We start from the raw sequence: 23,239 nt of genomic DNA, 5'->3' as shown, positions 1-23,239 counted from the left end.
GGATCGACGACCTCCTCAAAGCCGCCGACTGATCGCAACCTCACACAGGCCCTAGATGGCTGCCCCGCCGCTGCCAGCGCACAAAGTCTGGTCTTTGATTGACCTTCACCTGTGGGCGAGCCCCGGCATCAGTGAGGCCGGGTGAGACGCCCGGCACGAAGAGGAGTAGGCATGGAGCTGCTGACCATCGGGGCATTCGCGAAGGCGTCCCGGTTGTCGCCGAAAGCACTGCGCCTGTACGACGAACTCGGTCTGCTGCCCCCGGCCCGGGTCGACCCGGTGACTGGCTACCGCTTCTACGCCCCCCGGCAACTGGAGCGGGCCCAGCTGGTGGCCTGGCTACGCCGGCTCGGAATGCCCCTAGCCCACATCCGCGAGGTATGCGGGCTGGATGCAGCCGCAGCCGCGCAGGAGGTCCGCGCGTTCTGGGCCCGGATCGAAGCCGATACCGCCGCGCGCCGGGACCTGGCCAATTTCCTCGTCGACCACCTGTCCTGGAAAAACCCCATCATGCCATCGACCACCAACCCCCTGCACATCCGCTACGCCGCACTGTCCGACACCGGCCTGGTCCGCGACAGCAACCAGGACACGGCCTACGCAGGATCCCGGCTACTCGCCGTGGCCGACGGCTTCGGCCCGGACGGCGCCCCCGCCAGCGCGGCCGCCGTCGAGGTACTCAAGCGCCTAGAGAGCGACAGCATCCCGGCGGGCAACCTCCTTAACGCCCTGGGCGACGCGGTCGACCAAGCCCAGCAGGCCGTGCACGGCGTCGTCTCCACCGGCCACGCGCCAAACGAAGCAGGTACGACCCTGACCGCGATGCTCTGGACCGGCTCCCACCTGGCCCTGGTCCACATAGGCGACTCCCGCGCCTACCTGCTGCGTGACGGCGAGCTCTTCCAGATCACCCACGACCACACGCTGGTGCAGTCGATGGTCGACGAGGGACGCATCACCGCGGACGAAGCCGCCTCCCACCCGCAGCGGTCGTTGCTGATGCGGGCCCTGGCCGGGGCATCCAATCCCGCCGCCGACATTCAGCTGCACGACGCCCAACGGGGGGACCGCTACCTGCTGTGCTCGGACGGCCTCTCCTCCGTCGTCGCGACCGAGGACTTGCACCAGGTCGTCTCCACCATCACCGATCCCGAGCAGGCCGTACGCGAGCTCATCGCCTTGGCCAACCGCTCAGGCGGCCCCGACAACGTCAGTTGCGTGGTCGCTGACGTGCTGGAGCTCCAGCAATAGGCGCGACCACCATGGATATCGACACGCTCACCGACCTGGACCGGCTTCAACACGAGGAACTGATCGACGGAGCCGACCAGGACCGACTTTCGCGGCAAACCGCGAGAACCAGAGCTGTTCCACGGATCCCCTCCACCGACAAGCGTCGTCCGGTCCGCCCCGCGCACGCTCGCCAGGCTCCGAGGATAAGAAGCCAGCGCCTGAGACACATCCAATCCCCTCAAGCCTCAAGCCCAAAGCTGCCCCCGTTCGGGTCCGCCCCACCTCACTTGTGGGCCCTGGTCGGCCGATGTCCCTCATCTCGGATCACGAGATGCTCAATGACTTCCTCCAGCTCTCGCAAATATGCCCGCACATTCCGCTTCGCCACCGCATTGTCGGGATACCGTGCATGCACGGACACACCGTCCCTGGTGCGGCTGATCCAGATGTCCAGCTCCCGGCCTCGGCGCGGGTTCGTCAATATCTGGGCGTCGAGCGTCGCCGGGCGGTCTGCAACGTCGTACGGGCGATAGTCCATATACGATATCCACCCCCCTGAGCCCGTGAAGGATTGCATCTCGGTTTCCCGCTCCACCAGCCCGAACGGGACATCCAGGTACTCAAAGGCACGCCTGATGGCGGCACGGGCACGCGGAACGAGTCGGTCGAATTTCGACTCGTCGTCCATGCGCAATTCAAGCGGAACGGCATTGACGAACCAGCCGAGCGCCGATCGGGTGGCAGGCGTCCTAGTCTGGTAAGGCGCCAGGAGCCGTAGCACCCCCTGATCCGAGCTACTCCGCGAGATCATCCCGAGCGCGGCAAGCAGCCCCGCGAAGAGACTGCCCCCCGCCGTTCTACAGCGCGCTTCGAAGATGTCGGCGGTTGTCGCGTCGCACAGTTCGATCTCCTCCGCCGTGAGGGGAACGTCCTCCTCCTCATTGATACCCAGGTGAAGCGGAAATCGAGGGAGGCGCCCCTGCTCCGCCTCGGTGAAACCGCGCCAGCGGGTGACCGAGGCGAGGATCCTGGCCGGAGGAACCCGACGTTCCTCGATGCAGAAATCCAGAAAGCTCCCTGCTGGTGACGACACCGGTGCTTCGCGACCGCACCGCGCCAAGTACAGCTGCTGGATCTCCACGGCGGCCAAAGCCAGCGAATGCAGGTCCGTGACACTATGGTCGAACGCCATGAACAGAGTCGCGCCGTCGGTGCCCAGGACCGCCGCGAACGTGTAAGCCGGCCAGGTGAGGGGATCGGTGTCCGCGTCGAACATCGACTTCAGCGCCGCCAGCGCTCCCTCCCGGGAGGTGTACTCCCCTCTCTCCCGTTGTTCGAGGACCACCTCGTCGGCCTCCAGGACGAACCTGCTGGTCCCGCTGCCCACATGGAATCCGCTGCGCAGGACTTCGTGGCGCGCCACGAAGTCCTGCAATGCCTTTCGCAGGAGATCATCTTCTACACCGCCCGGGAAGTCGACGGCGATGCCATACCAGCGCGGCGCGTGCGCCCCGGCGGCACTGGCGGACAGGGCGGAGGAGAGACGGGCCTGTTGGTTGACGGAGGGGGGTGCCGGATGCGGATGCGCCCGGGTGAGGTCCACGCGGTCAGCGGCTCCGGCCCGCCATCGGACGAGCCGCCCCGGCCGCACCTTGCAGTCCGCGATTCCGACCATGCGCATCTTTCTGCCCCTTCCGGTACTCGACCACTATCCGAACGGCGACGCGAGGACGGACACGACCTCCTCCGCCAGGCGGGCCGCGGTGTCGGCGTCGACACGGGCCCTGCGGTGACCTATGACGCCCGTGTATGTGTGTTCCCTCTGAAGCCAGGTGACATAGCAGTCCCGCCAGGTGGAGCTCCTGCCCGGTATCGGTACGGGCGTCGCTTCGGCATTCAGGAGCCGTAGGCTGCCTTCGCCTCCGACGAGCCGTGACGGCAGACTCGGCATGTTCACCATGAGGGGGAACGGGGCACCGATGTCAGCCAGCACCTTTTCCGAGAAGACGTCCGCAAAATCATCGGCCTCCATCCAGCTCTGCCGTACGGCGGCAGCGGCATGGACCAGTGCACCCGACGGGTCCATCCGGGCGCGAGTGATGCGGGTGTTCACGAAGTGCCCGATTGTCTGGCGTACCGAATCGTCGCGGTTGAAGGTGTCGGTCCCCAACAGCAGGTCACTTTTCCCCGTGACCCTGGAAACAGCCAGCGCCGTTGCCGAGAGAAGGACGGTGAAGGGGGAGATCCGGACGGCACGCGCCACGTCACGAATCTGTTCCACCAACGCGGTCGCCACGTCGAACGAGTGGTTGCCGAGGTCGGATTCGTGGACGAGACCGGCCTCCGCAGAGTCGGGCCAGCACACCTGATCGCTGTAGCCCTTCACCGTATTCGCCAAGAACTCGGTGGCCGACTCCTCGCGCTTCTCCCACCGAGCCCGCTGGGCCGACGCAAATTGGAGATAGGTTGCTCCCACGGGCGGCAGGCCGGCAGGTCGCTCCTCGACCCGGGCGGCATAGAGCTCGGCCAGGTCCCGCCACAGCAGCATCAATGACCAACCGTCGTAGACCAGGTGGTTTACCGTCAGCGAGAGGTAGGTGTGCGGGGTGCGGTGGATCGCCGACCGGAACAGCCGGCTTCCGCCGAGCACGGCGTCGAGAACGTACCGCTGCTCGACCAGCTCCTTGACCAGACCATCCTCTGAGACACCCGGACGGTCGGCGATTCCGACGTAGCCACCGAGGGCTGCCCGGATCTCCTGCGCATGGCCGCCGTCACGCCGCACGATGCGCGTACGGAGCCCGGGATGGCGGGCGAGCAGGTCCTCGATCGCCAGGACCAGGCAGTCGATGTCGACCGCCCCGCCCAGGCGGAACAGGAAGCAGTAGTCGTACCCCGGAGCGGACTCGGGGTGATGCCTCATCTTGCGCAGGATGTCTTCTTGTTGGAACGACAGCGGGCCTGTCAGGGGATCCATGGCACAGTCTCTTCTCGGGCCTCATGAAGGCTCCACGGCCGCTGTCGCGGCGGCCGAGGAGCACAGGGGGGAACCTCACCGTGTGGCACGGGCCACGCGCAGCGCGTCCTGAAGTCAGCCCGCGACTTGTCCGAGGCGCTGCTCAAGAGCCGACACGAATGCGGAGAACTTGGGATTCTCGTAAAGCAGACCCAGCGGGATCCGCACATCCAGGTCGGACTCCAGCCTGGCGATGATCTGCATGGCCATAAAAGAATGACCGCCGGCGTCGAGGAAATCCGATTCGCCATGCACCTCGTCGTCCATGGCAGTTTCCCAGGCCACCCGGGCCTTCTCTTCGATCATACTGGCTTCCATTACAGTCCTTCCTCTCCCCTCGCCTCATTTCCCTGCGAGCAGGGCACTGCGGTCGAGTTTTCCGTTTCTGTTGAGCGGCCAGGTGGACGTGAATCGCCACTGGTGCGGAACCATGTAGGGCGGGAGCCGCCGCGAGCAGCGCGTACGCAGTTCCGCCAGCAGAGCCCGGTCCCGATCGAGGCCTTCGGTCATCTCGATCACTGCGATGAGCTGCTTCGACCCGGTCTTGTCATCGGCTGCGATCACAGCGGCCCGGGCTATCTCGGGAAAGCTTTCTAGAGTCGATTCGACTTCTGCCGTGTCGACCCGGTATCCACGCACCTTGACCTGGAAGTCGCGGCGCTCGACGAATTGCAGCGTCCCGTCAGACCCCCACCGACAGTAGTCGCCCGACCGGTAGAGACGCATCCCTTTCAGGGGCCCGTCGTCCGGGGTGACGAACTTCTCCCCCGTGAGGAGGGGGTGGTTGGCGTACCCGCGCGCCACTCCCGGCCCCGCTACGCACAGCTCGCCCATCGCCCCATAGGGGACGGGGTTCATGCCGCCGTCGACAAGGACGACGTCCGTGTTGACGATGGGCCGGCCGATCGGTACGGCGGACCGCGATAGGTGCTCGGGGGCCGTGATGAGATGGCAGCACGTGAACGTCGTGGCTTCGGTGGGACCGTAACCGTTGACGATCTCGATGCCGCGGCACGTCTCCAGGACCGTCAGGACCTTCGACGGCGAGACCACGTCGCCACCGACCAGCAGCCTCCGGACGCCCTGGAAGCTTTCGACCTCGTACTGGACCATGTGGTGGAACAACCCGGCCGTCAGCCAGAGGACCGATACCTTCCTGTCCCGGACGGCGGTCCCAATGTCGCGCAGCGACGGCCGGCTCTCCGGTACGAACTCGAGCCTTCCACCCGCGGCGAGGCACGGCCATATCTCGAAGGTGGACGCGTCGAATGCCAACGATGCCAGTTGGAGGACGACATCGGTCGAACGGACCCCCACGTACTGCTCGTCGAGGATCAACCGCCAGATGCCGGCGTGGGTGACTTCGACGCCCTTCGGCATGCCGGTCGACCCAGACGTGTACATGATGTACGCCAGGTCGGATGACGAAGCGGCACGGCGGGGCGATTCGAGTGGGTCGCGCGGTTCGACCGTCTCGACGAGCAACGAGTCGGCCGCGAACCGAGCGGGCAGCAGATCTCGCAGAGCGCGGTCCGTCACCGTCACCCGGACACCCGCGTCGGCCAGGACGGCGTGCATGCGCTCCTGGGGAAATGCCGTCGCCAACGGAACGAACGCCGCGCGCGCCTTCCACACCCCGAGCAGTGCGACGACAGCCAGCGGCGAGCTCTCCAGGAGCACGCCAACCACATCCCCGGCCGCCACCCCCCGTTCCCGCAGGCTGTGCGCGACCCCCGTCGCGGCCGCGTCGAGCTCGGCGTAGGTCATCGTCGTGTCGCCCAGAGCGAGGGCCGTGGCCTGCGGCGACCGACGGCACCTGGACTCCACGGCGTCGGTGACGGGCCGGTCAGGTATCGGCACACGGACCCCGCGACCGAGGGACAGGACCCGTTCCACGTGGTTCGCAGTGACGACGGCTAGCTCGTCGACCGGGCGCTCGGGGTACTCCAGGAGTGCCTCGTACACCATGGCGAGACCCTCGGCGAGACCTGCCCCCAGCAGTTCGTCGGGGCTGGACACCGTGAGCCGGTGCCCACCGCCGTGATCTCCGGAGAGGTGGACGAGCGCGTCATAACCCTCGGGAACACCTTCGGATGCCGGGGTATCCATCACCGTCATGAGCACCTTCATGGGCCCGCTCGGTGGCGCTGGCCACGCCGCATCCACTCCGGACCGCTTCAGTGCGGCCAGCCGGCGGGTGACCTGTTCCACCAGCCGGCTCCCAGTGGGCCCTGGCTCCACCTCGGCCGAGATCAGCCCCCGCTGACCAGCATCGTCCGGCGTGGTGTGCCGGGCGAGGGCCGCACACGGGTGAGGCTGCTGCTCGTAGCGTCCGACGAGCAGCAGCAGGGCAGTCGCGAGGATCGCCGTGACGGCCGCCTCGTCGGCCGTGGCTCCTGTTCCGTCGTCGCGCAGCACGGCACTGGCCGCGCACCACGCCTCGGCGGCACGGGGCTCGACGGCGTCGGACGGCTCGGCGGACATCAGGAGGTCGGCCATTCGCCGGCGCCGGTGAGCTCCATGCTGACCGCCCAGAGCCGGGCGGCGAGTTCCGGATCGCGGCCGAGGTCGCTGATCTCCGCGGGTTCGCGATCCGCGTAGTACAGCGCTTCAGGCGTTAGTCCCGGGGCTCTTTCGGCAAGCCACACCATGGTGTCGGCACCCTTTTCCGGAGTCCCGAGAATGAAGCGCTCGAAGGGCTTCGCTATGCGCACGAACGGGGAGTCGCGGTTGATGTCCGTGCGGATGGCACCGGGGTGGAAGCAGGACGCGACCAGACCCGTGTTCTCCCTCAGGCTGTGGGTGAAGAGGATGTTGGCCAGCTTGGAGCGGCCGTACGATAGGGATCCCGTCCAACTTCGTCGCAGCTGCAGATCGGCGAAGTCGAACCGCCCCTTGGTGTGCGAGGACGACGCCGTGGTGATCACCTGGCCGGAGCTGCTCAGGATTCGCCGTGCGAGCAGATTGGTCAGCAAGAAGGGGGCCAAGTGGTTGACCGCCAGGCCGAGTTCGAATCCGTCCGGGGACTCCTGACGGCGGCTGGGCTGGACGGCAGCATTGTTGACGAGCAGGTCCACCTGCGGGAAGCCGTCCAGAATGCGATCAGCCAGCTCGCGCACACCGCCGAGGTTCGCGAGGTCGGCCGCGATGGGGCGGGGGACGGCGGACTGTTGCTGTGCCACCGAAAGCATCTTCTCGTGAACGGCACGCAGCTTCTGCGGTGACCGGCCCGTGATCAGGACGGACCTGCCACGCCGTGTGAGCTCCACGGCTGCGGCGGCACCGATTCCCGAACTCGCGCCGGTGATGACGGAAATGCCCATCGAATTTCGTCCGTTTCTCTTCACATGAACAATCTCTGAAGCACCGGGGACCCCGGCACCACCCGTCGCCGTCAGTCCGCGGCGTACGCCGTGGCCTGAATCCCGTAGAGCTCGGCATAGCGCCCGTTGTGCCGCATGAGCTCGTCGTGGCTCCCGCTCTCGACGACCCGGCCCTTGTCCAGCACCAGGATCAGATCTGCGTCCGTGACGGTGGAGAAGCGGTGGGAGACCACGATGGTCACCGCACCGGTGTGCCGTCCGTTCCTTCGGGCCCGTGCCATCTGCTGCTCGAAGATCGCCTGCTCACTGGGTGCGTCAAGGGACGCGGTGGGTTCGTCGAGTACGAAGAGCAGAGGTTCGGAACGCATCGCGGCTCGGGCGAGGGCCGTGCGCTGCCACTGACCCTCCGACAGGTCCACGCCCCCCAGTTCCCGTCCCAGCTGCGTGTCGAGGCCGTTCGGCAGCCGTTCTACGAGGTCTGTCGCCTCTGTCTCCCTGAGGGCCTGCCAGATCCGCTCCCGGTCCTCCACATGCTTCAGGTCGCCCAGGCCCACCGTCTCCGCGAACGACGTGCGGAACCTGCCGAAGTCCTGGAAGGCGGCGCTCGACCGCTCCCGCCACGCCTGGGTGTCCAGGGAGGCGAGCTCCACGTCGTCGACCGTGATGCTTCCGTTGTCGGCGCGGTAGAGCTTGGTGAGGATTTTCACCAGCGTCGTCTTGCCGGAGCCGTACTCCCCCACGACGGCCACGACCGAACCGGCCGGGAGCACGGTTGTGATCCCGTCGAGGGCCAGGCGGTCGGTGCCGGGGTACGAGTACGTCACGTCCCGGAGGTGGATGCCCTTGAGTAGCCGCTTGGGCGGCATCTGCGCTCCCCGGGCACGGGCCCGGTCGGTGCTCGCGTAGTCCTGGAGCCAGAGGTAGGGGTCGAGGACCCGCCGGGAGCCGGCGGTGGACGTGGTGCTCATCACCGTACTGGCAACGGTCTGGCGCAGGCTGGCTGCCATGGTCACCGTGAGCACCAGATCGCCGACCGTCCCGCGGCCGCGGGACGCGAGGTACGTCAGCAGGGCCAGGGAGCCGACGAACCCCGTGGTGAACACGAGCCATCCGGCCAGCTTCCACGCCGCGGCCGCGAACTGGACCCGTGAGCGCGGCCCCATGGCCGCCCGCCAGGCTTCGCTCTGCCTGCGGACGACCTCCGCCGCCGCGCCGGAGACCCGGATGTCCTTGCCCGACGCCACGCCGACGGCCAGCCCGGCGAGGTGCTGATGAAGTCGGTACGCTTCCGCGGTCTCCACCTCGGCCCGCTTCACGAGTCCCTGCCCCCGGTGGTCGCACCACACCGGGACGACCGCGAAGACCAAGAGCAGGATGAGCCACGGCGTGACCGAGCCGAGCAGGGCCACGGTCACGACCAGCTTGAGCACGTTGGCGACGGCCATGACCGCGGTCCACATGCTCAGGCTCACCTGTCCGGTTCCGGACCTGACGATGCTCACCCGGTCCAGGAAGTCAGTGCGCTCCAGGTGTTCGAGGCCTTCGATCTCGGCCATGTCCCGGTGCACCCGGGGATGGAGGTAGAGCCGGCCCAGCCTGTCGTTGGCGGTGACCCGCAGCATGTCGGCCGTGGTCTGGAGAACCAGGTTCAGCGCGTATACCCCGGCCGCACACGCCGCCGCGGCCACGGCGCGAGCCGTATCGCCCCTGACGATGGCATCGACGGCCTCCCTCAGCGCCAGTGCGCACACTGCCACCACCAGGACCGATCCCGCGATCGCCGCCAGCGTGGCGGCGGTGTACTTGCGCTGGCGGCGCCACGACTGGACCAGCAGCTCCCGCCAGAGCGTGAGGTACCGCCTCATCGGGTCTCCTCCTCTTCAAGCCTGTCGTCGTGGCCTCGGCGGAACCGCTCGGCCTGGATCTCGAACATCTCGGCGTATGCGCCACCGACGGCCATGAGCTCCTCGTGCGTGCCGGACTCGGTGATGCGGCCGCCGTCCAGCAGGACGATACGATCCGCCTGACGCACCGTGGACAGCCGGTGGGAGATGAGGACCACGCTGGCTTCGGCGCGGGTCTTGGCGATCCGCTCGAAGACCTCAAACTCCGTCCGGACGTCGAGGTGCGCCGTAGGTTCGTCGAGAACGAGGACCCTGGCTCCCTGTCGGACCGCGTACAGCGCGCGGCTCAGGACCACCTGCTGCCACTGCCCTCCCGACAGGTCCACACCACCTGTGCGGCTGCGTGCCAGAGGGGTGTCCCAGCCGTCGGGCAGCCCAGCCAGCACGGCCTCGAAGCCAGCGTCCTGCGCTGCGGCCTCCACCAGGCGGCGGTCCTGGGGGACGCCGCCCTGGCCGAGCGAGATGTTGTCCGCGGCCGAGAGCTGGTATTTGACGAAGTCCTGGAACACGACGGAAAGCTTCCCGCGCCACGTTGCCGGAGCGATGTGCGCGAGGTCGTCCCCTGCCACGGAAATGCGGCCCGCGGTCGGTGTGTACAGGCCGCTGAGCAGCTTGATCAGGGTGGACTTCCCGGCACCGTTCAATCCCACGACCGCCAGCAGCTCGCCGGGCCTGATCTCCAGATCGAGCGCGTCGAGCACGTTGCTCGGATTGGTCGAGTAGCGGAACGAGACGCCTTCGAAGCGAACGAGCGGCGGCGTCTCGCGCTCCCGGCAGCGCCGGTCGGCTTCGGGGTCGACCGCGTTACGCGTCGCCGAGTCAGCCGTGACCCGCTTCAGCGCGTCGAAGGCGTCGAGTACGCGGGTGGCCCCGAGGATGTGGTAAGAGTCCGGATCGGAACCGAGGATCTGGAACAGCGACCAGGCGGCCGCGAAGACGGCCGCGGCAACGCCCACTTCACTCGTTCCGCGCGCGGCGCTGTACGCAACAAGAGCGTAGGCCGGCATCAGTCCGACGACGGTGATCAGGAGATGCTTCCACGAACCGCGCACCATGCCGGCGATGTAGCTCCACAAGGGGGCGTTCGCACTGCGGATATGCTGCTGCATGCGTCGGATCATCCAGTCGGAGAACCCGAAGATGCGCACGTCCTTTCCTTCGCCCGCGGACGCCGCCGCCTCCCGCCAAACGTCGGCGTGCATCTCCCCGGCCGTGGCTCCGCGCCACAGCCGCGCCAGGGCGAATTCGTCCCGGGTTCGCAACACCCTGCTGAGCACTGCGGGCAGCAGTACCAGTGGAACGATCCACCAGCTGTAGGAGGCAAGGACCGCACAGGCGGCGACGGCTCCGATCACCGTCGCCGCCCAGCGGATCTGCCCTATGGCCCCGTCGGCCGGGGTGCAGTCGTACCCGCGGCTGCGGTCCGCCATCGCCTCACGGACGAGGACCTGCACGTCCGGCCGCTCCAGCGGCTCGATCGTGGTGAGGCCCGCGACGACCCCGGCGACCTGCTCCCGGTGCTCCCCGTCGATGCGCGCGCTCGCCAGGAAACGCAGCGGGGCGACCAGGGCCTCGGCTGTGTGTCCCATCACGAGCACGCACGTGAACACACCCAGGGGCAGCAGGGCCATGGTGAACAGACCGGACGTCGTCGTCGTGTCGAGCTCGCCCACCAGCAGTGCCAGGGCCTGAGCCGACGCCGCGGGCGCCAGGCTCTCGACGAGCAGGAGAACGGCGAGCGGTGCGACGACCGGTGTTCGCGCAGCCTTCAGCACCCGCAATAACCTCAGGCGGTTGGAGATGGCATCCATGCGTGGCCTTCCGATATCTGTTGCCGCTGGCTCGTGCGGGCGCGGCGACGTGGGCTCTCTGCGGGGCGAGAGGACTAGCGGTACGTTTCCAGCGTCCCGGTCCGCCGGACATCGAGGGACACGCAGTGGAACGAGCCTCCGAGAGAGCGGGCGTGGGTGAGCCGCTGCGGCAGCACCTCGACTCCGTGCTTCTCCAGCGTCCGCATGAGCTCCGGCTGCCTGTCGTCGGCGACCACCAGGTTGGGCTTCAGTACCAGCAGGTTCATGCCGATCCAAGTGGAGCAGTAGGGGCGGTCCCCGATGAAACCGATGTCTTCCAGCTCGGGGCACCACACCTTGTCCCAGCCGCGCAGGAAGTCCGGCATGTTGCGGTCGTTGACGCGGGAGGGGTTGAGGAGGACCAGACCAGGTCGGAGCGGCACTATCGTCGAGTCGACGTGCGTGGAGGCGTACAGGTCACGGCAGGGGTGCACCGTGTAGGTGTCGCCGAGGGTGGACTGGAGCCACTTCCAGCCCCGCTCGTTTCCGCTGTCCGAGACGAGGTAGAGGATGTCCGTGCCGAACCGCAGGATGTTCGCCGCGTCGAAGGCCGGCTCCATGTCGAGCAGTCGGTGGCCCGGCTCGCGCGCGACGTCGTACATGTCGTCCGTAAGGCGGGGCTTGGGGGCGGAAAGCCAACGGGCGCCGCTGTCGAAGTACTCCAGAAGCAGGTTCTTGTAGGCGAACGGCTCCAGGAATCGTGACCGGAGCACCATGGGGGTCTCGATCACCGTGTCACCGATGGTCAGCAGGACGTCTCGCGGGCAGTAGTTGTAGTGTCCGTCCGTCTGCCAGTCCGGAGTGGCGACGGTACCCGCGTGGTCCGTGTCCTGCGGACGCCGCACCGTGACGCCGAGGCTGGTCAGGGACCGGCTGAGCTCTTCCAGATCCTCCTGCGTCTGCTCCACGACGTGCTGGGGGTAGGGCCCGGAGGGAATCCTGTCCGGCGAGCCGAAGTCCGCGTAGTCGACCGTGAACAGATCGGTTCCCGCAGCGGGTATCTGTGCCCCTTGGATGGAGCCGATGATGACCTCTTCCAGCGGATCCCATTCGTTGTGGACGTCGACGAGGCTCATGTGTGCTCCTTGATTAGGCAGGATGAGAAACGGTGGTTGGGGAAAGTCGTCGGGTGCCGGGCCGGGGCCGCGGGCCGCTCGGTCAGCGGTCCCCGCATGGGCGCCCGAGGAGGCGCAGGGCTTCGGTGCGCACCAGGGGGTTGCCGTAGAGGCCCCAGCCGAGGTCGAAGCGCTCACCGCCTCGAGGGTCCGTGAAGAAGCCACCCGCTTCGCGGACGAGGAGCACGGCGGGCGCCTGGTCCCAGGCTTTGCCGGCGTCGTCGAGCAGGATGTCGACGCGGCCTTCGACGAGTGCGGCGACCGGCGAGACGCTGTCCTGCTCCCACGTGGTGTGCGCGGCGAGAAGCGCAGCCTCCGCTGATCCGGGTTCCACGAGGCCGGCGGCTCGGCCGTCTGCCAGTCGCACCGCACGGGACACCGAGAGAGGCCGTGTCGTGCTGAGCGGATCGTCGGCGGTGCTGCGGTACGCACCGGCACCACGCACCGCCCACCACCTCAGCCGCTCGGTCGGCCGCGTCATGATCGCCACAGACAGGAGGCCATCGATCTGGAGGGCGATGTGGGTGCCCCATGCCCGTCCGCCGGCGAGGTAGGAGCGCGTGCCGTCGATGGGATCGATGATCCAGCGCCTGCGGGCGCGCGGCGCGCGGACCCCGGATTCCTCGGAGAGGACTCCGTCGTGCAGTCTCTCGGCCGCGAGCACATCGAGCATCGCCGCCTCCACCGCCAGGTCCGCCTCGCTCACGGGGGAACCGTCGCTCTTCACGAAGGTCTCGGGCGCTCGGGAGTACCACGATAGGGCTGTGCGATCGGCCAGATCTGCCAGACGGTGCGCCAGCAGGACATCCGGTCCCTGGCGGTCCGATGCGCCGGTCATCGAACCTCGCTTCCGCGCTCCGACCGGACCGCCGCCAGTGCCGATCGGTCGGAGAGGAGCGCGGCCAGCCGGTGGGCGAGAGCCAGTGTCGTCAGGGAGGGGTTGGCCGCGCCAAGGCGCGGGAAGGTCGAAGGGCCGGCCGCGAAGAGTCCCGGTACGGTGCGGAACTCATGGTTCTCGTCGAGCACGCCGCCCAGGGGGAGGGTGCCTCCCTCGTGGTCCTCGCTTCCGAGGGTGTTCGACCAGGTGGCTGGCGTTCCCGGAGCCAGGGCGGCCACCGATTCGGGCAGGGCGAGCGCGTTGCCGCGCCGCGGGTCTCCGTAGTCCCCGAACTCGACCGCGTGCTGCCGCACTCCCGCGATCACGCAGATCTGGGCGTAGCACTCGCGCACGACTTCCTGTTGCAGCGCGATCAGTTGGCGATCCGTCTCCGAAGGGACGGAATGGACCGTCATGGGCCAGGGGTATTCGGCTCCCGGCGTGGCCCGTACGTGGCTCGTGTTCTCGTCCGTCTGCTCACCCATGGCGCGGATCTCCATGAGCAGGGTGCCGTCCTCATCCTGCGGGTGTACGTCCACGAAGAGGTTGGAGCGGACGGGTGGACCGTACGGCGTGTAGTAGCTTCCGACAGGGACGGTTTCGAGCAGCCGCGTGGCGCTTTCGGCGTCCAGCCTGAGGAGCAGGCCCTGCACGATGTGGTCGGCAAGGCCCGGCAGCGTCACCGGCTCCGGATGATCCGCCGGTGTGAGTGCCTGCAGGGCGAGGCGGCTGTTCTCGACCGTGCCGGCGCACAGGATGACGTTGTCGGCGGGGATCTCCACGGCGGAACCGTCCTGGTGGCGGACAACGATGCCCCCCACCCGGCCCTCGCGCACCACGACGTTGACGGCCTCGGTGCGGCCCATCAGGCGTATCCCGGGCGGCAGATCGCCCGGGCGGCCCGAGACCGGGTCGCGCCAGTCGTCGAGTCCCGAGTACGCGAACCAGGCGTCGGCCCGGCCGCGGACCGCCCGCCGGGCCAGGGGGGTGGGCAGAAGCCGCAGGCCGCCGGCTTCGACCGGGGCCGGAAGGGCAACGGCTTCGCTGCCGGGCCGTGCCTCTCGGGCCCACTCCAGCAGCCGCTGCTCGATGCGCGCGTACAGCGGCGGGCCGCCGCGCCATGACTCGCGCAGATCGCGGACGACGGAAGCCGGCCAGTCGGAAGCCGAATGGGCCCACTCCTCCAGGGGAAGGACCACGCCGTACCAGTACAGGGTCCGGCCTCCCAGTCGGCGCCGCAGCCCGGAGCTTCCCTCGTAGTGCGGCGAAGTCAGGGAGGTCCAGGGGCGGGCGAAGGTGCTGTCGGTCTCAGGCTCGAGCCACAGGCGCATGGCCTGCTCGGACGAGTGGGTGACGTTGACGTGCTGGAGGTCGTCGGCCGGTCCCGCCTCGATGACGAGGACGTCGTCGACACCCCTGCGGGCCAGCTCACCGGCGACTTCCAGTCCGGCGAGCCCCGCGCCCACGACGACGGTGCGTGCGGTTCCCGGTTCGGCAAAGCTGTCGCTGAGCACATCACTTCTTTCTCTACGGGCGTGGGCCGTTTCCGTCGGGGAACGACTGCCGCTCAGATCGCCGGATCGAACAATGAATAGGCTTGCCGCAACGCCTCCACGGGGTGCCCTTGCGGAATGAACTCGTGGCCAACGAATCCCCTGTACCGGAGCTCCCGGAGTTTCGCGGCGATCGCAGTCCAGTTCACTTCCTGGCGGGAGTCCAGTTCGTGGCGCCCCGGGACGCCCGCTGTATGGAAATGGCCAATGCGATGCGCGTTCGCGTCAATCGTGCGGAGGAGGTCGCCTTCCATGATCTGCATGTGGTAGGCGTCGTACAGCAGACGCAGGGCGGGTGAGCCGACCGCGTCGACCACGGCAGCGCCCCATGCCGTGCTCCTACACTGGTGGCCCGGATGGTCCACTTTAGTGTTCAGTGGCTCCAGCAGCAGCCCGACGCCTGCCTGTTCGGCCTCCTCTGCCAGGGGTGCCAGCGCTTCCACGCACATCTCGATGGCCGCGGCGTCGTCGAGGACGTGCTCGACGCCCGACATGACCGAGATGTTGTGGACGCCTTCCCGGTGGGCCGTTTCCAGGGCGCGGCACGCCTGTTGGGCCAGCGCAGCGTGGTGCGACCGGTCGTTGAAACCGATGTCGATCGAATCGTGGCCGTCGATGACGACCAGCTCCAGGCCCAGGTCCGCGGCTGTCCGCCACAGCTCCGCCGGCAGGAAGTCCACACCGCGGAAGCCGATCTCCGCAGCAGCCTCCAGAAGGTTCGGTACGCGGATCGCACCTTCCGCGAGCGACCACCACGCAAAGCTCTGGCGATACGTCATTTCTGTCTCCCTGTAAAAGCCGGCGCCAAGTGCGAACACTCCTGGAGCATTCGCCGCAGCCACTCCGTGAGCAGCTCGTGCAGGCCGTCCCCGCCGCCGATCCCGTCGACGATCCGGAAGTAATTGACCACTTGATTTGCGGCGCCGACGAGCGGGGCGGCACGCATGCTTCGCTCGACCATGGAACGGGGCACGATCTCGGCCCACACCCGGACGAAGGACTCCACCGCCAGGTGCTTCTGGTCGGCCGTGGCGCTCATGAGGGGGCGGGCCAGCTCGGCGAACGGGTGGGTCACCACCGCGTCCGTCCAGTCGATCAGCGCCCACGACCGCCCCGTCCAGTGGGCGTTGCCCTGTTGGATGTCCCCGTGCACCAGCACGGACGGCATACCGTCGGCCCACAGCGCCCCCAGCCGCTCGGACAGCCAGGGCAGCACCCTGCTCAGCGCATTGGCCTGTTCCCCGGCCAGCAGATCGGACCGCTCCGCGAGGGCGGCGAGCTCTTCATGGAACTGCGCCGGCTCCCGCTCCGGGCAGCCGAGTCGCACCAGTTCACGGGTGCGCCCTATCGATACGCGCTGAATCCGCGCAGCGGCTTCGAGCGGATGCCCGCGGGGCTCGTACTCGGTGTTCGCCGCGAAGCGTCCCGCGCCGACGTCGTCCGTGATGAGCCAGCCATCGCCATGGGCCACCACGGCGGCCGAGTGTTCCGGCTTCGCCGCCGCCACCCATCCCGCGAGACGGCCCTCGTGGGCGAAGGCAGGCGGAACGGCCTTGAACCACACGGGCCCGCCCCGGTCCGTGGGCACCCTGGCGACGGTGGAGATGCTCCATCGCCGGAACACCTCCGGCTCACCCGTCCGAGTCCGGCCGCGCTGTGCGAGAGCGTGGTCAATCAGGTCCATGACCTCCGGGGACAGTACGGGCGGGACCCAGACTCCGGTCACTCGCCGCCCCCCGGGGGCAGCGAGTGCGCGAGACGCCGGACCTTAGCGAATGCTTCGACGATGGCATGGGTATGGTCCGAGGTACCGAGGAGCATCGCATGGTGGAACACCAGGGACCGCCCGGCCTCGCGCCGGGCCGTGGGCAGGTGGAAGCGCGTGGGGTCGAAGACCTTTCCGTGGCCCTGTTCGACGACTCCGGGCAGCCGCCTCGGATCGTAGAGCGGGTGCCGGTCCAGCGGGTGGTATGGAGTGTGGACCCAGTATCCGAGCTCCGCACTCAGCGCCTCGCTGACGGCCGTGGCGCTGCGGCCGCCGAAGGCGCCTTCCCGGAGCCTGATGACGTAGTGGTAGTAGGCGCGCCGGTCGTTCTGCGGATGGGCCACGACCGCTTCGAGATCCTCATGCTCGGTAAGCAGCTCGTCCAGCACCTCGGCAGCGGCGGCGCGGCGGCGGTTCTGCGCATCCAGCCGCTCCAGGCCGTCGAGCAGGAGTGCGGCCTGGAACTCGGTCATGTGCATGTTCCAGCCTTGAACGACAGCTCCGTCGATCAGATCGGGGCGGCCGATCACGTGCGGGCCCGGTCCGTACCGCCGGCCGTCGCCGCGCAGCATCTCAGCCCGCTCGCGGACATCGGGGTCTGAGGTGACGAACAGTCCGCCCTCCCCCGAAGTCAGCGTCTTCCCCTGCTGGGCGCTGAAGGCCCCGGCGATTCCCAGACTGCCGGCACCGCGTCCCCGCCATGTCGCGCCGTAGGCCTGCGCGGCGTCCTCGATGAGCGCGATCCCATGGCGCCGGGCGAGCTCCTGAAGCGTGTCCATGTCGGCCATCGCCGAGTAGAGGTGCACGGCGATGATCGCGGCGGTGGCAGGGGTCACTGCCTCGGCCACGGCTGCAGGGTCGAGGCACATGGTCCTCGGGTCGACGTCGACCAGTACCGGCACGGCACCCGCCCGCGCCACGGCCGAGGCACTGGCGACCCAGGTCAGCCCCGGGACGATGACCTCGTCCCCCGGCTTCACCCCGATCGCGTGGAGTGCGGTGATCAGGGCGCTGGATCCGTGGTCCACCGGCACGCACCACCCGGCGCCGACGAACGCGGCGAACCGCTCTGCCAGTGCCGCCTCCTGGGGCCGATGGCCTGTCCAGGGGCCGCTGACAGCCCAGCGGTCACCGTGGAGCGTTTCGAGCAGTCGTCTCTCGGCTCCGGGACCGGGTTGGGGCCACCGAGGCCATCCGCCGGTCCAGACTGGTGCTCCGCCGTCGTGCGCAAGGCGCTCCGCCATCACTTCCCACCCCTCTGCGGGCGCTTGGGCGCCTTCACGATCCGGATCCGGGCATCAGCGTGCCGAGGGCTTCCTTGACCGCGCCCAGCGGGACAGCTGTCAGCGGCAGGTCCCTGGAGCCGAAGGGCTCGCCCAGCCGTTGCAGCAGGACCATCGCCGCCTCCTCGTCGGACACGTTGAGGTATCCGCGCTTGTTGTCCGCCCGCACGACCTGCATGACGTCGTCGTCAGAGAGACCGGAGGGCACGGTTGCCCCGACACCGAGGGCCTCTGCCAGTTCCTCGTGCACGGCGACCTCCGTGTCCGACAGGCCGCCCGCGGCCCTGGAGATGCGAGCGGCGGCAATCATGCCGAGCATCACGGCTTCACCGTGCGAGAGCCCGTCGGCTCCCCGTAGCCGCTGGTCGCAGAGCTCCACGGCATGGCCGAGCGTGTGCCCGTACTCCAGGACCAGGCCGGCTCCCTGTTCGTAGGTGTCCCGCTCCATGACCGCGCGCTTGGCCGCGAGGCTCTCCTCGAGGAGCCAGAGAAGAGTCGCCGGGGACGCCAGGTCTCCCGCTCCCAGCCGGTCCCGCATCAGGTCCACGGACTCGGGCCGGATGGCGAGGCAGTTCTTCGTGGCCTCGCACAGTCCTGAGCGCAGCTGCTTGGCGGGCAGGGTCGCCAGCAGGCGGGCATCGAGGTAGACGCCTTCCGGGGCGCGGTAGGTGCCGATGTGGTTCTTGCCGCGGCTGCTGTTGATCGCCTGCTTGAGGGAGATCACGGAGTCCATCGCGGCGACGGTCGTGGTCGGCACGTGGACGAGACGCACGCCACGGAAGAGCAGGGAGGCCACCACGCCGGCGAGGTTTCCGGGCACTCCCCCGCCGAAGGCCACGACCACCGACCGACGCGTCATGCCGGCCCCGATGGCCTGCTCCAGGCAGGCGCCCAGATTGAGCAGGGACTTGGCTCCGTCCCCGGCCGGACGGCTGAAGACCTCGACGGGGGCAAGCGTGGAGAGGACCGGAAGGAGGCGTTCGCCGTGCAGGCCCAGCACGTTGTCGTCAGTCACCACGAGAAAGCGGTCCGCGTCGAACGAGCCGAAGGAGGCAGCCATGGGTTCCAGGCAGTCAACGCCATAGTGATAGGGGTAGGAAACGTCACCCACACTTACGGAGCGCAGGTTCCACTCACCAACAGACACGACGTCACCAATCACCTTGAAGTGAATAATTCGGACTTGCGCGGAAGTGTTGCCAGTGGGTTTCAGGACTCGGGCAGATAGTTGACGAGCCTGCTCCACATCGCCCTGACTTCCTCGTCCTCCTCGGGCCCCTTTCGGAGGATCGCCCCGTACTCCGCCACCTCGCTGAGAATCCACTTCACGGCGTAGAAGCGCATGAACTCAGCCCGCCCCGCAGGGCCTTTGCCGAACGTCCTCCACAGGTGAAACCAATCGCGCTCGGGCGGACCCCACATGGCTCCACCCCAGTCGGCGAGCAGCAGGCCATGGGCCCCGCGCAGGATGTTGGGGGCGCTCGGTTCGCCGTGCGTCAGACCCCACGGGGAACGCTCCTCGGCACAGATGGCGGCCAGTCGGACCTGCTCCTGGCGCAGCTCGCGCAATCGCTCCCGGTGCGCACCGAGCAGGCGGTGGAGCCTTGCAGCAACGCCGCGACCGGTCGGATCGGGACCATCGGCGAACGCCAGGCACTCCACGAGGTCGCCCTCGAAGCTCAACCGGAAGTCCTCCGAGGGCAGATGGGCCTGAACATGTGACGCATGGACCCGTTGCAGCATGTCGACAATGCGGTCCAGGTCCCGCGTCGAGACGCTCCGCCCCGTCAGCGGTGACGCCTCCACGAAGGGGAACACGACGACCGGGGATCCCTGCACTTCGCGCACCACCGCGCCGTCCGTGCCGGCCACTGGGGCCAGTACGTAATCCAGTCCGGAGCCACGCAGCTCCTCGGCCGCCTCGTAGGCGCCAGGCACGTGGCCCCGCAAGTCCCTGCGCACGCTGACCCAGAGATCGCGGCAGCGGAATGCCCAGCTGTCCTCCCCCATGGGCTGGAAGACGGGCAGGTCGTCCACAGCGCCGTAGCCATGCTCGACCAGCATGGAACGGAGGGCTGCGGGCCCGACGTGTTCGGGCGCGAGAAGCATCTTTCCCCCTGATGTCGATGCGCCTCACAGGTCGGCGCCGAACGTTCGACCGCCGCGACCGGGAACCTCCGGGTGAGACTGCCGTCTGCGCTGATGGACTTCTCCCAGGCGGGTCGGCTTCACACCGCACGGGTTCCCCACGCTTTCGGCCCCTTCCTCCGGCTCGGGGTCTTCTGGCACGTGACGCGAATAGTTGGGCCGCGTACCCGGCCTGAAAAGATCTTGAACGACGGTTACGCACAAGTGAACATCTGGAGGGGTTCACGAACAGGAAGTTCCCAAAGAGGAAGAAGGGACGAATGTTATCTAAACCACAAGTAACGGATGATTTCGCTGCTTCGACTGCGACCGCAGCTATGAAGCTGATCCACGAAGAATCCCCCCGAGGCGGCACCTACACCCCGGGCGAACTCGCTTCCAAGCTCCACGTGACGGACGCCGAGGCTCGTGCGGCGATCGCCAGGCTCACGTCACTGGGCATGCTGCGACCCGCCGATGAGCGTGATGCGTACACAAGCCCGGCCACCGGAGTGACCACGGCGCGGTTGGTCGGCTCCATGCACCACTCGCTCCAAGAGGCCCGAAAACGGATCGCCGAGGTGACCCTCGCCGTGGCCGCACTCGACGAGGTGCCCCCACCAACCGCGGACGTGGAGACGGGTGACTTCCTCATGGTGAACCGCCGGGACGTCAGCGCCCTTCTGGACGCCGCCGCCACGCGGTGCACCAGCAGCCTGATGACCGTCCAGCCCGGCGGGCCGCACCCACCGGAGGTGCTGGCACAGGCCCGCCCCCGCGACACCGCTATGGTCGACCGCGGCGTACACATGCGGACGCTCTACCAGCACAGCGCCAGACGCAACTCCGCCACCGCAGAGTTCGCAGAACGCATGACCCGGGCGGGCGCGGAGGTTCGGACACTGACGATCCTGTGCCCGAAGCTGATCATCTTCGACCGACGCATCGCGTTCATCCCCGCAGACGACGAATCGTCGGCGCTTCGCATCCGGCATCCGTCCGTCGTGGGCTTCCTGGCCGAGACGTTCGAGGCCGCATGGCGCGTCGCCGAGCCCTTCGCGTCGAAACGCGATCCCAATGACGGCAATGGCATCACGTCCGACATGCAGCGCACCCTGACCCGGCTGTTCACGGAGGAGGACAAGGACTCAGCCATAGCCCGCCGCCTGGGCATCAGCGAACGGTCGGTCCGTACTCACGTGTCTAAGCTGATGACCCGTCTGGGAGCGCGCAACCGGACACATCTCGGCTATCTGCTCGCCCTTGAGCAACAGCACGCACTCAACGAACCATCGCCCACCGGCCTCGGAGTGGAATCATGACGCGCATCGATGCGAACCGGCCGATCGTCGCGGTCGTGTACGCGCTCGGCTCGGGTAACCCGACCGCAGTGGCCGAGGCCGCACGCAACCTCTGCCGCGTTCTCTGGGTTTACGACTCCTCGGATGAGTACGCGGCGGGCTCGCTGCCCATCCTCTCGCACACGGCCGACACCGTCGACGTCCGAGGGCTGCTCCCCGACACGGCGGCGGCTCTCCTCCTCAGCCGGGAAGTCGCAGCCATCACCACGTTCAGCGAATCCCGCATCCGTTGGACGGCGGATGTCGCTTCCGCGGCAGGCTGGGCCTACCACTCGCCCGACACCGCGCGGGCCCTGACGGACAAGGACGTGCAACGGACCGCCCTCGCATGCGCCTCCGTCTCGCCGGTGCGCCACCGCCTCGTCACGTCGGATCAGGATCCGACGGCCGCAGCGGCGGACGTCGGCTTCCCCGCCGTCCTCAAGCCCCGCTCCGGGGCCGGCAGCCGCAACACTGTCTCCGTCGCCGACCTCCGCGAGCTGCGCCGGGAGTTGGCCGGACTCCCCCACCGTGCGGAGATGATCCTGGAGGAACAGCTCGGCGGCGAGCCGTCGACTGCCGGGCCGGGATGGGGAGACTACGTGTCGGTCGAGACGATGACGGACGCCGCAGGGCATCGCGTTCTCGCCGTCTGCGGGAAGTTGCCCCTGGCCTTCCCCTATCGGGAGACGGGCACGGTGTACCCCTGCACACTGGCCGCCAGCCCGCTGCACGAGGCCGAGGCGCTGGCACTCCGTGCGCTGCTCGCTCTCGACATGGGCGTCGGAGTGAGCCATGTCGAGATAAAGCTGACACCCGAAGGGCCTCGGCTGATCGAGGTCAACGGCAGGGTCGGCGGCGGTACTGCCCCCACCCTCCAGGCGGCGGGCGGCCCCGACCTCCTGAGAGCAGCGCTCTGCGCGGCCCTCGGGGTGCCCTTCGCCCAAACGAACGAAGACCCTCCACGGGTCGGGTACGAGTACCTGCCCCCCGCCCCCGTCCGCGCCGCCGTCGTGCGGCACCTGCGAGGAGTCCGGGAGATCCGTAGGCTGCCCGGGGTGATCGAGTTCAGTCCCGCGGTGCAGCCCGGAACCCTGCTCGACTGGCGCAACGGCACTCTGAGCTGCCTGGGCAGGATCTACGGCGTGGCCCCGGACCACAGGGCGGTCCAGGAGAGCATCCGCCGCATCGACGCGTTGTTGGAGCTCGCACTCGATCCGTACGAGGACAACATGCGTGCCTGAACCTTCAACCGAAGTCGTCTTGCCAGTCACCAGCAGTCAGTGAGATCCGCCGACCGGGAGCGGCCAGGAGGTCCGTACGCCCACTGGCTGCTCAGGATCGGTCAGCTTTCCGCGCAGTGGGACCTCCTGGATGATCCGCATGGCCACGAAGGGGGCGCGCCGCACAGGCAGGCGGCCAGCAGGAAGGTAGGTGTCCCGCGTCCGCTCGGGCAGCTCGACCAGGGCGGCGGATCCGATCCGCGCGGATTCCCCGGAGCTCGCGCGGGCGGCCGGAGCTGGCTAAGCCTCCGCGCCGCCTGGTGCCCGACGCGATCCTCGCGTCCCGGACCGGATCAGACCAGCACCGGCGTTGGTCCCCACCGACGGGCGCGGTATCGATGGCGCGAGGACCCTCAGGGACGCGGACACAAGGCTTCGGGACATGGACCCGACCGTCACCGCCGTCACCACTGCGGCAGCCGCGACTCTCCCTCCGGGCCCCACCCGGGCCTGTTCCGGCGCTGGGACGGGAAGTCGCCGACCCGAGGGTGCCTCGCGCGAGCATCAACAGGGGACACTGAGCGTTTTCAGCGTGGTCACTGATCGAGTGACGCCGGTGAGGTTGAGGTG

18 protein-coding genes are annotated in these 23,239 nt (G+C 68.3%); 3 read left to right on the top strand and 15 right to left on the bottom strand.

The window, feature by feature from the left end; all coding sequences use genetic code 11:
* Window positions 1-171: 171 nt before the first annotated feature.
* On the top strand, window positions 172-1,251 hold the full coding sequence (locus tag ACZ6ZT_RS34135; RefSeq protein WP_469724295.1) for a MerR family transcriptional regulator: 1,080 nt from the start codon (window positions 172-174) through the stop codon (window positions 1,249-1,251).
* A 265-nt stretch (window positions 1,252-1,516) separates the two neighbouring features.
* Here the strand turns inward: ACZ6ZT_RS34135 and ACZ6ZT_RS34130 are convergent, their stop codons facing one another.
* The 15 genes from ACZ6ZT_RS34130 to ACZ6ZT_RS34060 form a co-directional block, all read right to left on the bottom strand.
* The gene (locus tag ACZ6ZT_RS34130; RefSeq protein ID WP_469724294.1) at window positions 1,517-2,836 is read right to left on the bottom strand and encodes a condensation domain-containing protein; all 1,320 of its coding nucleotides are present in this window, start codon (window positions 2,834-2,836) and stop codon (window positions 1,517-1,519) included.
* A gap of 105 nt (window positions 2,837-2,941) precedes the next feature.
* Window positions 2,942-4,210: a condensation domain-containing protein gene (locus tag ACZ6ZT_RS34125; protein ID WP_469724293.1), complete on the bottom strand. Its 1,269-nt coding sequence runs from the start codon at window positions 4,208-4,210 to the stop codon at window positions 2,942-2,944.
* Window positions 4,211-4,324: 114 nt separating this feature from the next.
* Window positions 4,325-4,555, bottom strand: coding sequence for an acyl carrier protein (locus ACZ6ZT_RS34120; protein WP_469724291.1), 231 nt, complete (start codon window positions 4,553-4,555; stop codon window positions 4,325-4,327).
* 36 nt (window positions 4,556-4,591) lie between these two features.
* Window positions 4,592-6,748 (bottom strand): amino acid adenylation domain-containing protein, encoded by a 2,157-nt coding sequence (locus ACZ6ZT_RS34115; protein WP_469724290.1) that lies wholly within the window; start codon window positions 6,746-6,748, stop codon window positions 4,592-4,594.
* On the bottom strand, window positions 6,733-7,572 hold the full coding sequence (locus ACZ6ZT_RS34110; protein ID WP_469724289.1) for an SDR family NAD(P)-dependent oxidoreductase: 840 nt from the start codon (window positions 7,570-7,572) through the stop codon (window positions 6,733-6,735). Before ACZ6ZT_RS34110 ends, ACZ6ZT_RS34115 begins: the two co-directional genes overlap by 16 nt.
* A 71-nt stretch (window positions 7,573-7,643) precedes the next feature.
* Window positions 7,644-9,437: an ABC transporter ATP-binding protein gene (locus ACZ6ZT_RS34105; RefSeq protein ID WP_469724288.1), complete on the bottom strand. Its 1,794-nt coding sequence runs from the start codon at window positions 9,435-9,437 to the stop codon at window positions 7,644-7,646.
* Window positions 9,434-11,287 carry an ABC transporter ATP-binding protein gene (locus ACZ6ZT_RS34100; protein ID WP_469724287.1) on the bottom strand — a complete coding sequence of 618 codons (1,854 nt, stop codon included), beginning with the start codon at window positions 11,285-11,287 and terminating at the stop codon, window positions 9,434-9,436. The genes ACZ6ZT_RS34105 and ACZ6ZT_RS34100 overlap by 4 nt, the downstream gene beginning before the upstream one ends.
* A gap of 74 nt (window positions 11,288-11,361) precedes the next feature.
* A complete protein-coding gene (locus tag ACZ6ZT_RS34095; protein WP_469724286.1) occupies window positions 11,362-12,402 on the bottom strand; it encodes an inosamine-phosphate amidinotransferase 1 in 1,041 nt (346 codons plus the stop codon).
* Between the two features lie 82 nt (window positions 12,403-12,484).
* A complete protein-coding gene (locus ACZ6ZT_RS34090) occupies window positions 12,485-13,279 on the bottom strand; it encodes an inositol monophosphatase family protein (RefSeq protein WP_469724285.1) in 795 nt (264 codons plus the stop codon).
* Window positions 13,276-14,832 carry an FAD-binding protein gene (locus ACZ6ZT_RS34085; RefSeq protein WP_469724284.1) on the bottom strand — a complete coding sequence of 519 codons (1,557 nt, stop codon included), beginning with the start codon at window positions 14,830-14,832 and terminating at the stop codon, window positions 13,276-13,278. Before ACZ6ZT_RS34085 ends, ACZ6ZT_RS34090 begins: the two co-directional genes overlap by 4 nt.
* A 53-nt stretch (window positions 14,833-14,885) precedes the next feature.
* On the bottom strand, window positions 14,886-15,650 hold the full coding sequence (locus tag ACZ6ZT_RS34080) for a hydroxypyruvate isomerase family protein (RefSeq protein WP_469724282.1): 765 nt from the start codon (window positions 15,648-15,650) through the stop codon (window positions 14,886-14,888).
* Window positions 15,647-16,459 (bottom strand): aminoglycoside phosphotransferase family protein, encoded by an 813-nt coding sequence (locus tag ACZ6ZT_RS34075; protein WP_469724280.1) that lies wholly within the window; start codon window positions 16,457-16,459, stop codon window positions 15,647-15,649. The genes ACZ6ZT_RS34080 and ACZ6ZT_RS34075 overlap by 4 nt, the downstream gene beginning before the upstream one ends.
* Window positions 16,460-16,593: 134 nt before the next feature.
* Entirely contained in the window at window positions 16,594-17,880 is a 1,287-nt protein-coding gene (locus ACZ6ZT_RS34070; protein ID WP_469724296.1) for a DegT/DnrJ/EryC1/StrS family aminotransferase, read from the bottom strand.
* A gap of 34 nt (window positions 17,881-17,914) precedes the next feature.
* Window positions 17,915-18,979, bottom strand: a complete 1,065-nt coding sequence (locus ACZ6ZT_RS34065; protein ID WP_469724279.1) for a 3-dehydroquinate synthase family protein — start codon at window positions 18,977-18,979, stop codon at window positions 17,915-17,917.
* 149 nt (window positions 18,980-19,128) lie between these two features.
* Entirely contained in the window at window positions 19,129-20,028 is a 900-nt protein-coding gene (locus ACZ6ZT_RS34060; protein WP_469724278.1) for a phosphotransferase, read from the bottom strand.
* A 356-nt stretch (window positions 20,029-20,384) separates the two neighbouring features.
* On the opposite strand from ACZ6ZT_RS34060, the gene ACZ6ZT_RS34055 reads away from it, so the two are divergent.
* Entirely contained in the window at window positions 20,385-21,368 is a 984-nt protein-coding gene (locus ACZ6ZT_RS34055) for a helix-turn-helix transcriptional regulator (RefSeq protein ID WP_469724276.1), read from the top strand.
* The gene (locus ACZ6ZT_RS34050) at window positions 21,365-22,630 is read left to right on the top strand and encodes an ATP-grasp domain-containing protein (protein ID WP_469724275.1); all 1,266 of its coding nucleotides are present in this window, start codon (window positions 21,365-21,367) and stop codon (window positions 22,628-22,630) included. Before ACZ6ZT_RS34055 ends, ACZ6ZT_RS34050 begins: the two co-directional genes overlap by 4 nt.
* The last annotated feature ends 609 nt before the right edge of the window (window positions 22,631-23,239 follow it).

It is taken from the genome of Streptomyces sp. NPDC102258, assembly GCF_055584685.1.
This window is presented reverse-complemented; position numbering and strand designations above follow the sequence as displayed.

Excerpts from the sequence above, each read along its gene's own strand:
- ACZ6ZT_RS34120 (WP_469724291.1), bottom strand. The coding sequence starts at position 4,555 with ATGATCGAAGAGAAGGCCCGGGTGGCCTGGGAAACTGCCATGGACGAC.
- ACZ6ZT_RS34135 (WP_469724295.1), top strand. The coding sequence starts at position 172 with ATGGAGCTGCTGACCATCGGGGCATTCGCGAAGGCGTCCCGGTTGTCG.
- ACZ6ZT_RS34060 (WP_469724278.1), bottom strand. The coding sequence starts at position 20,028 with ATGCTTCTCGCGCCCGAACACGTCGGGCCCGCAGCCCTCCGTTCCATG.
- ACZ6ZT_RS34105 (WP_469724288.1), bottom strand. The coding sequence starts at position 9,437 with ATGAGGCGGTACCTCACGCTCTGGCGGGAGCTGCTGGTCCAGTCGTGG.
- ACZ6ZT_RS34070 (WP_469724296.1), bottom strand. The coding sequence starts at position 17,880 with ATGGCGGAGCGCCTTGCGCACGACGGCGGAGCACCAGTCTGGACCGGC.
- ACZ6ZT_RS34065 (WP_469724279.1), bottom strand. The coding sequence starts at position 18,979 with ATGGCTGCCTCCTTCGGCTCGTTCGACGCGGACCGCTTTCTCGTGGTG.
- ACZ6ZT_RS34110 (WP_469724289.1), bottom strand. The coding sequence starts at position 7,572 with ATGGGCATTTCCGTCATCACCGGCGCGAGTTCGGGAATCGGTGCCGCC.
- ACZ6ZT_RS34090 (WP_469724285.1), bottom strand. The coding sequence starts at position 13,279 with ATGACCGGCGCATCGGACCGCCAGGGACCGGATGTCCTGCTGGCGCAC.
- ACZ6ZT_RS34100 (WP_469724287.1), bottom strand. The coding sequence starts at position 11,287 with ATGGATGCCATCTCCAACCGCCTGAGGTTATTGCGGGTGCTGAAGGCT.
- ACZ6ZT_RS34080 (WP_469724282.1), bottom strand. The coding sequence starts at position 15,650 with ATGACGTATCGCCAGAGCTTTGCGTGGTGGTCGCTCGCGGAAGGTGCG.
- ACZ6ZT_RS34055 (WP_469724276.1), top strand. The coding sequence starts at position 20,385 with ATGAAGCTGATCCACGAAGAATCCCCCCGAGGCGGCACCTACACCCCG.
- ACZ6ZT_RS34125 (WP_469724293.1), bottom strand. The coding sequence starts at position 4,210 with ATGGATCCCCTGACAGGCCCGCTGTCGTTCCAACAAGAAGACATCCTG.
- ACZ6ZT_RS34095 (WP_469724286.1), bottom strand. The coding sequence starts at position 12,402 with ATGAGCCTCGTCGACGTCCACAACGAATGGGATCCGCTGGAAGAGGTC.
- ACZ6ZT_RS34115 (WP_469724290.1), bottom strand. The coding sequence starts at position 6,748 with ATGGCCGACCTCCTGATGTCCGCCGAGCCGTCCGACGCCGTCGAGCCC.
- ACZ6ZT_RS34050 (WP_469724275.1), top strand. The coding sequence starts at position 21,365 with ATGACGCGCATCGATGCGAACCGGCCGATCGTCGCGGTCGTGTACGCG.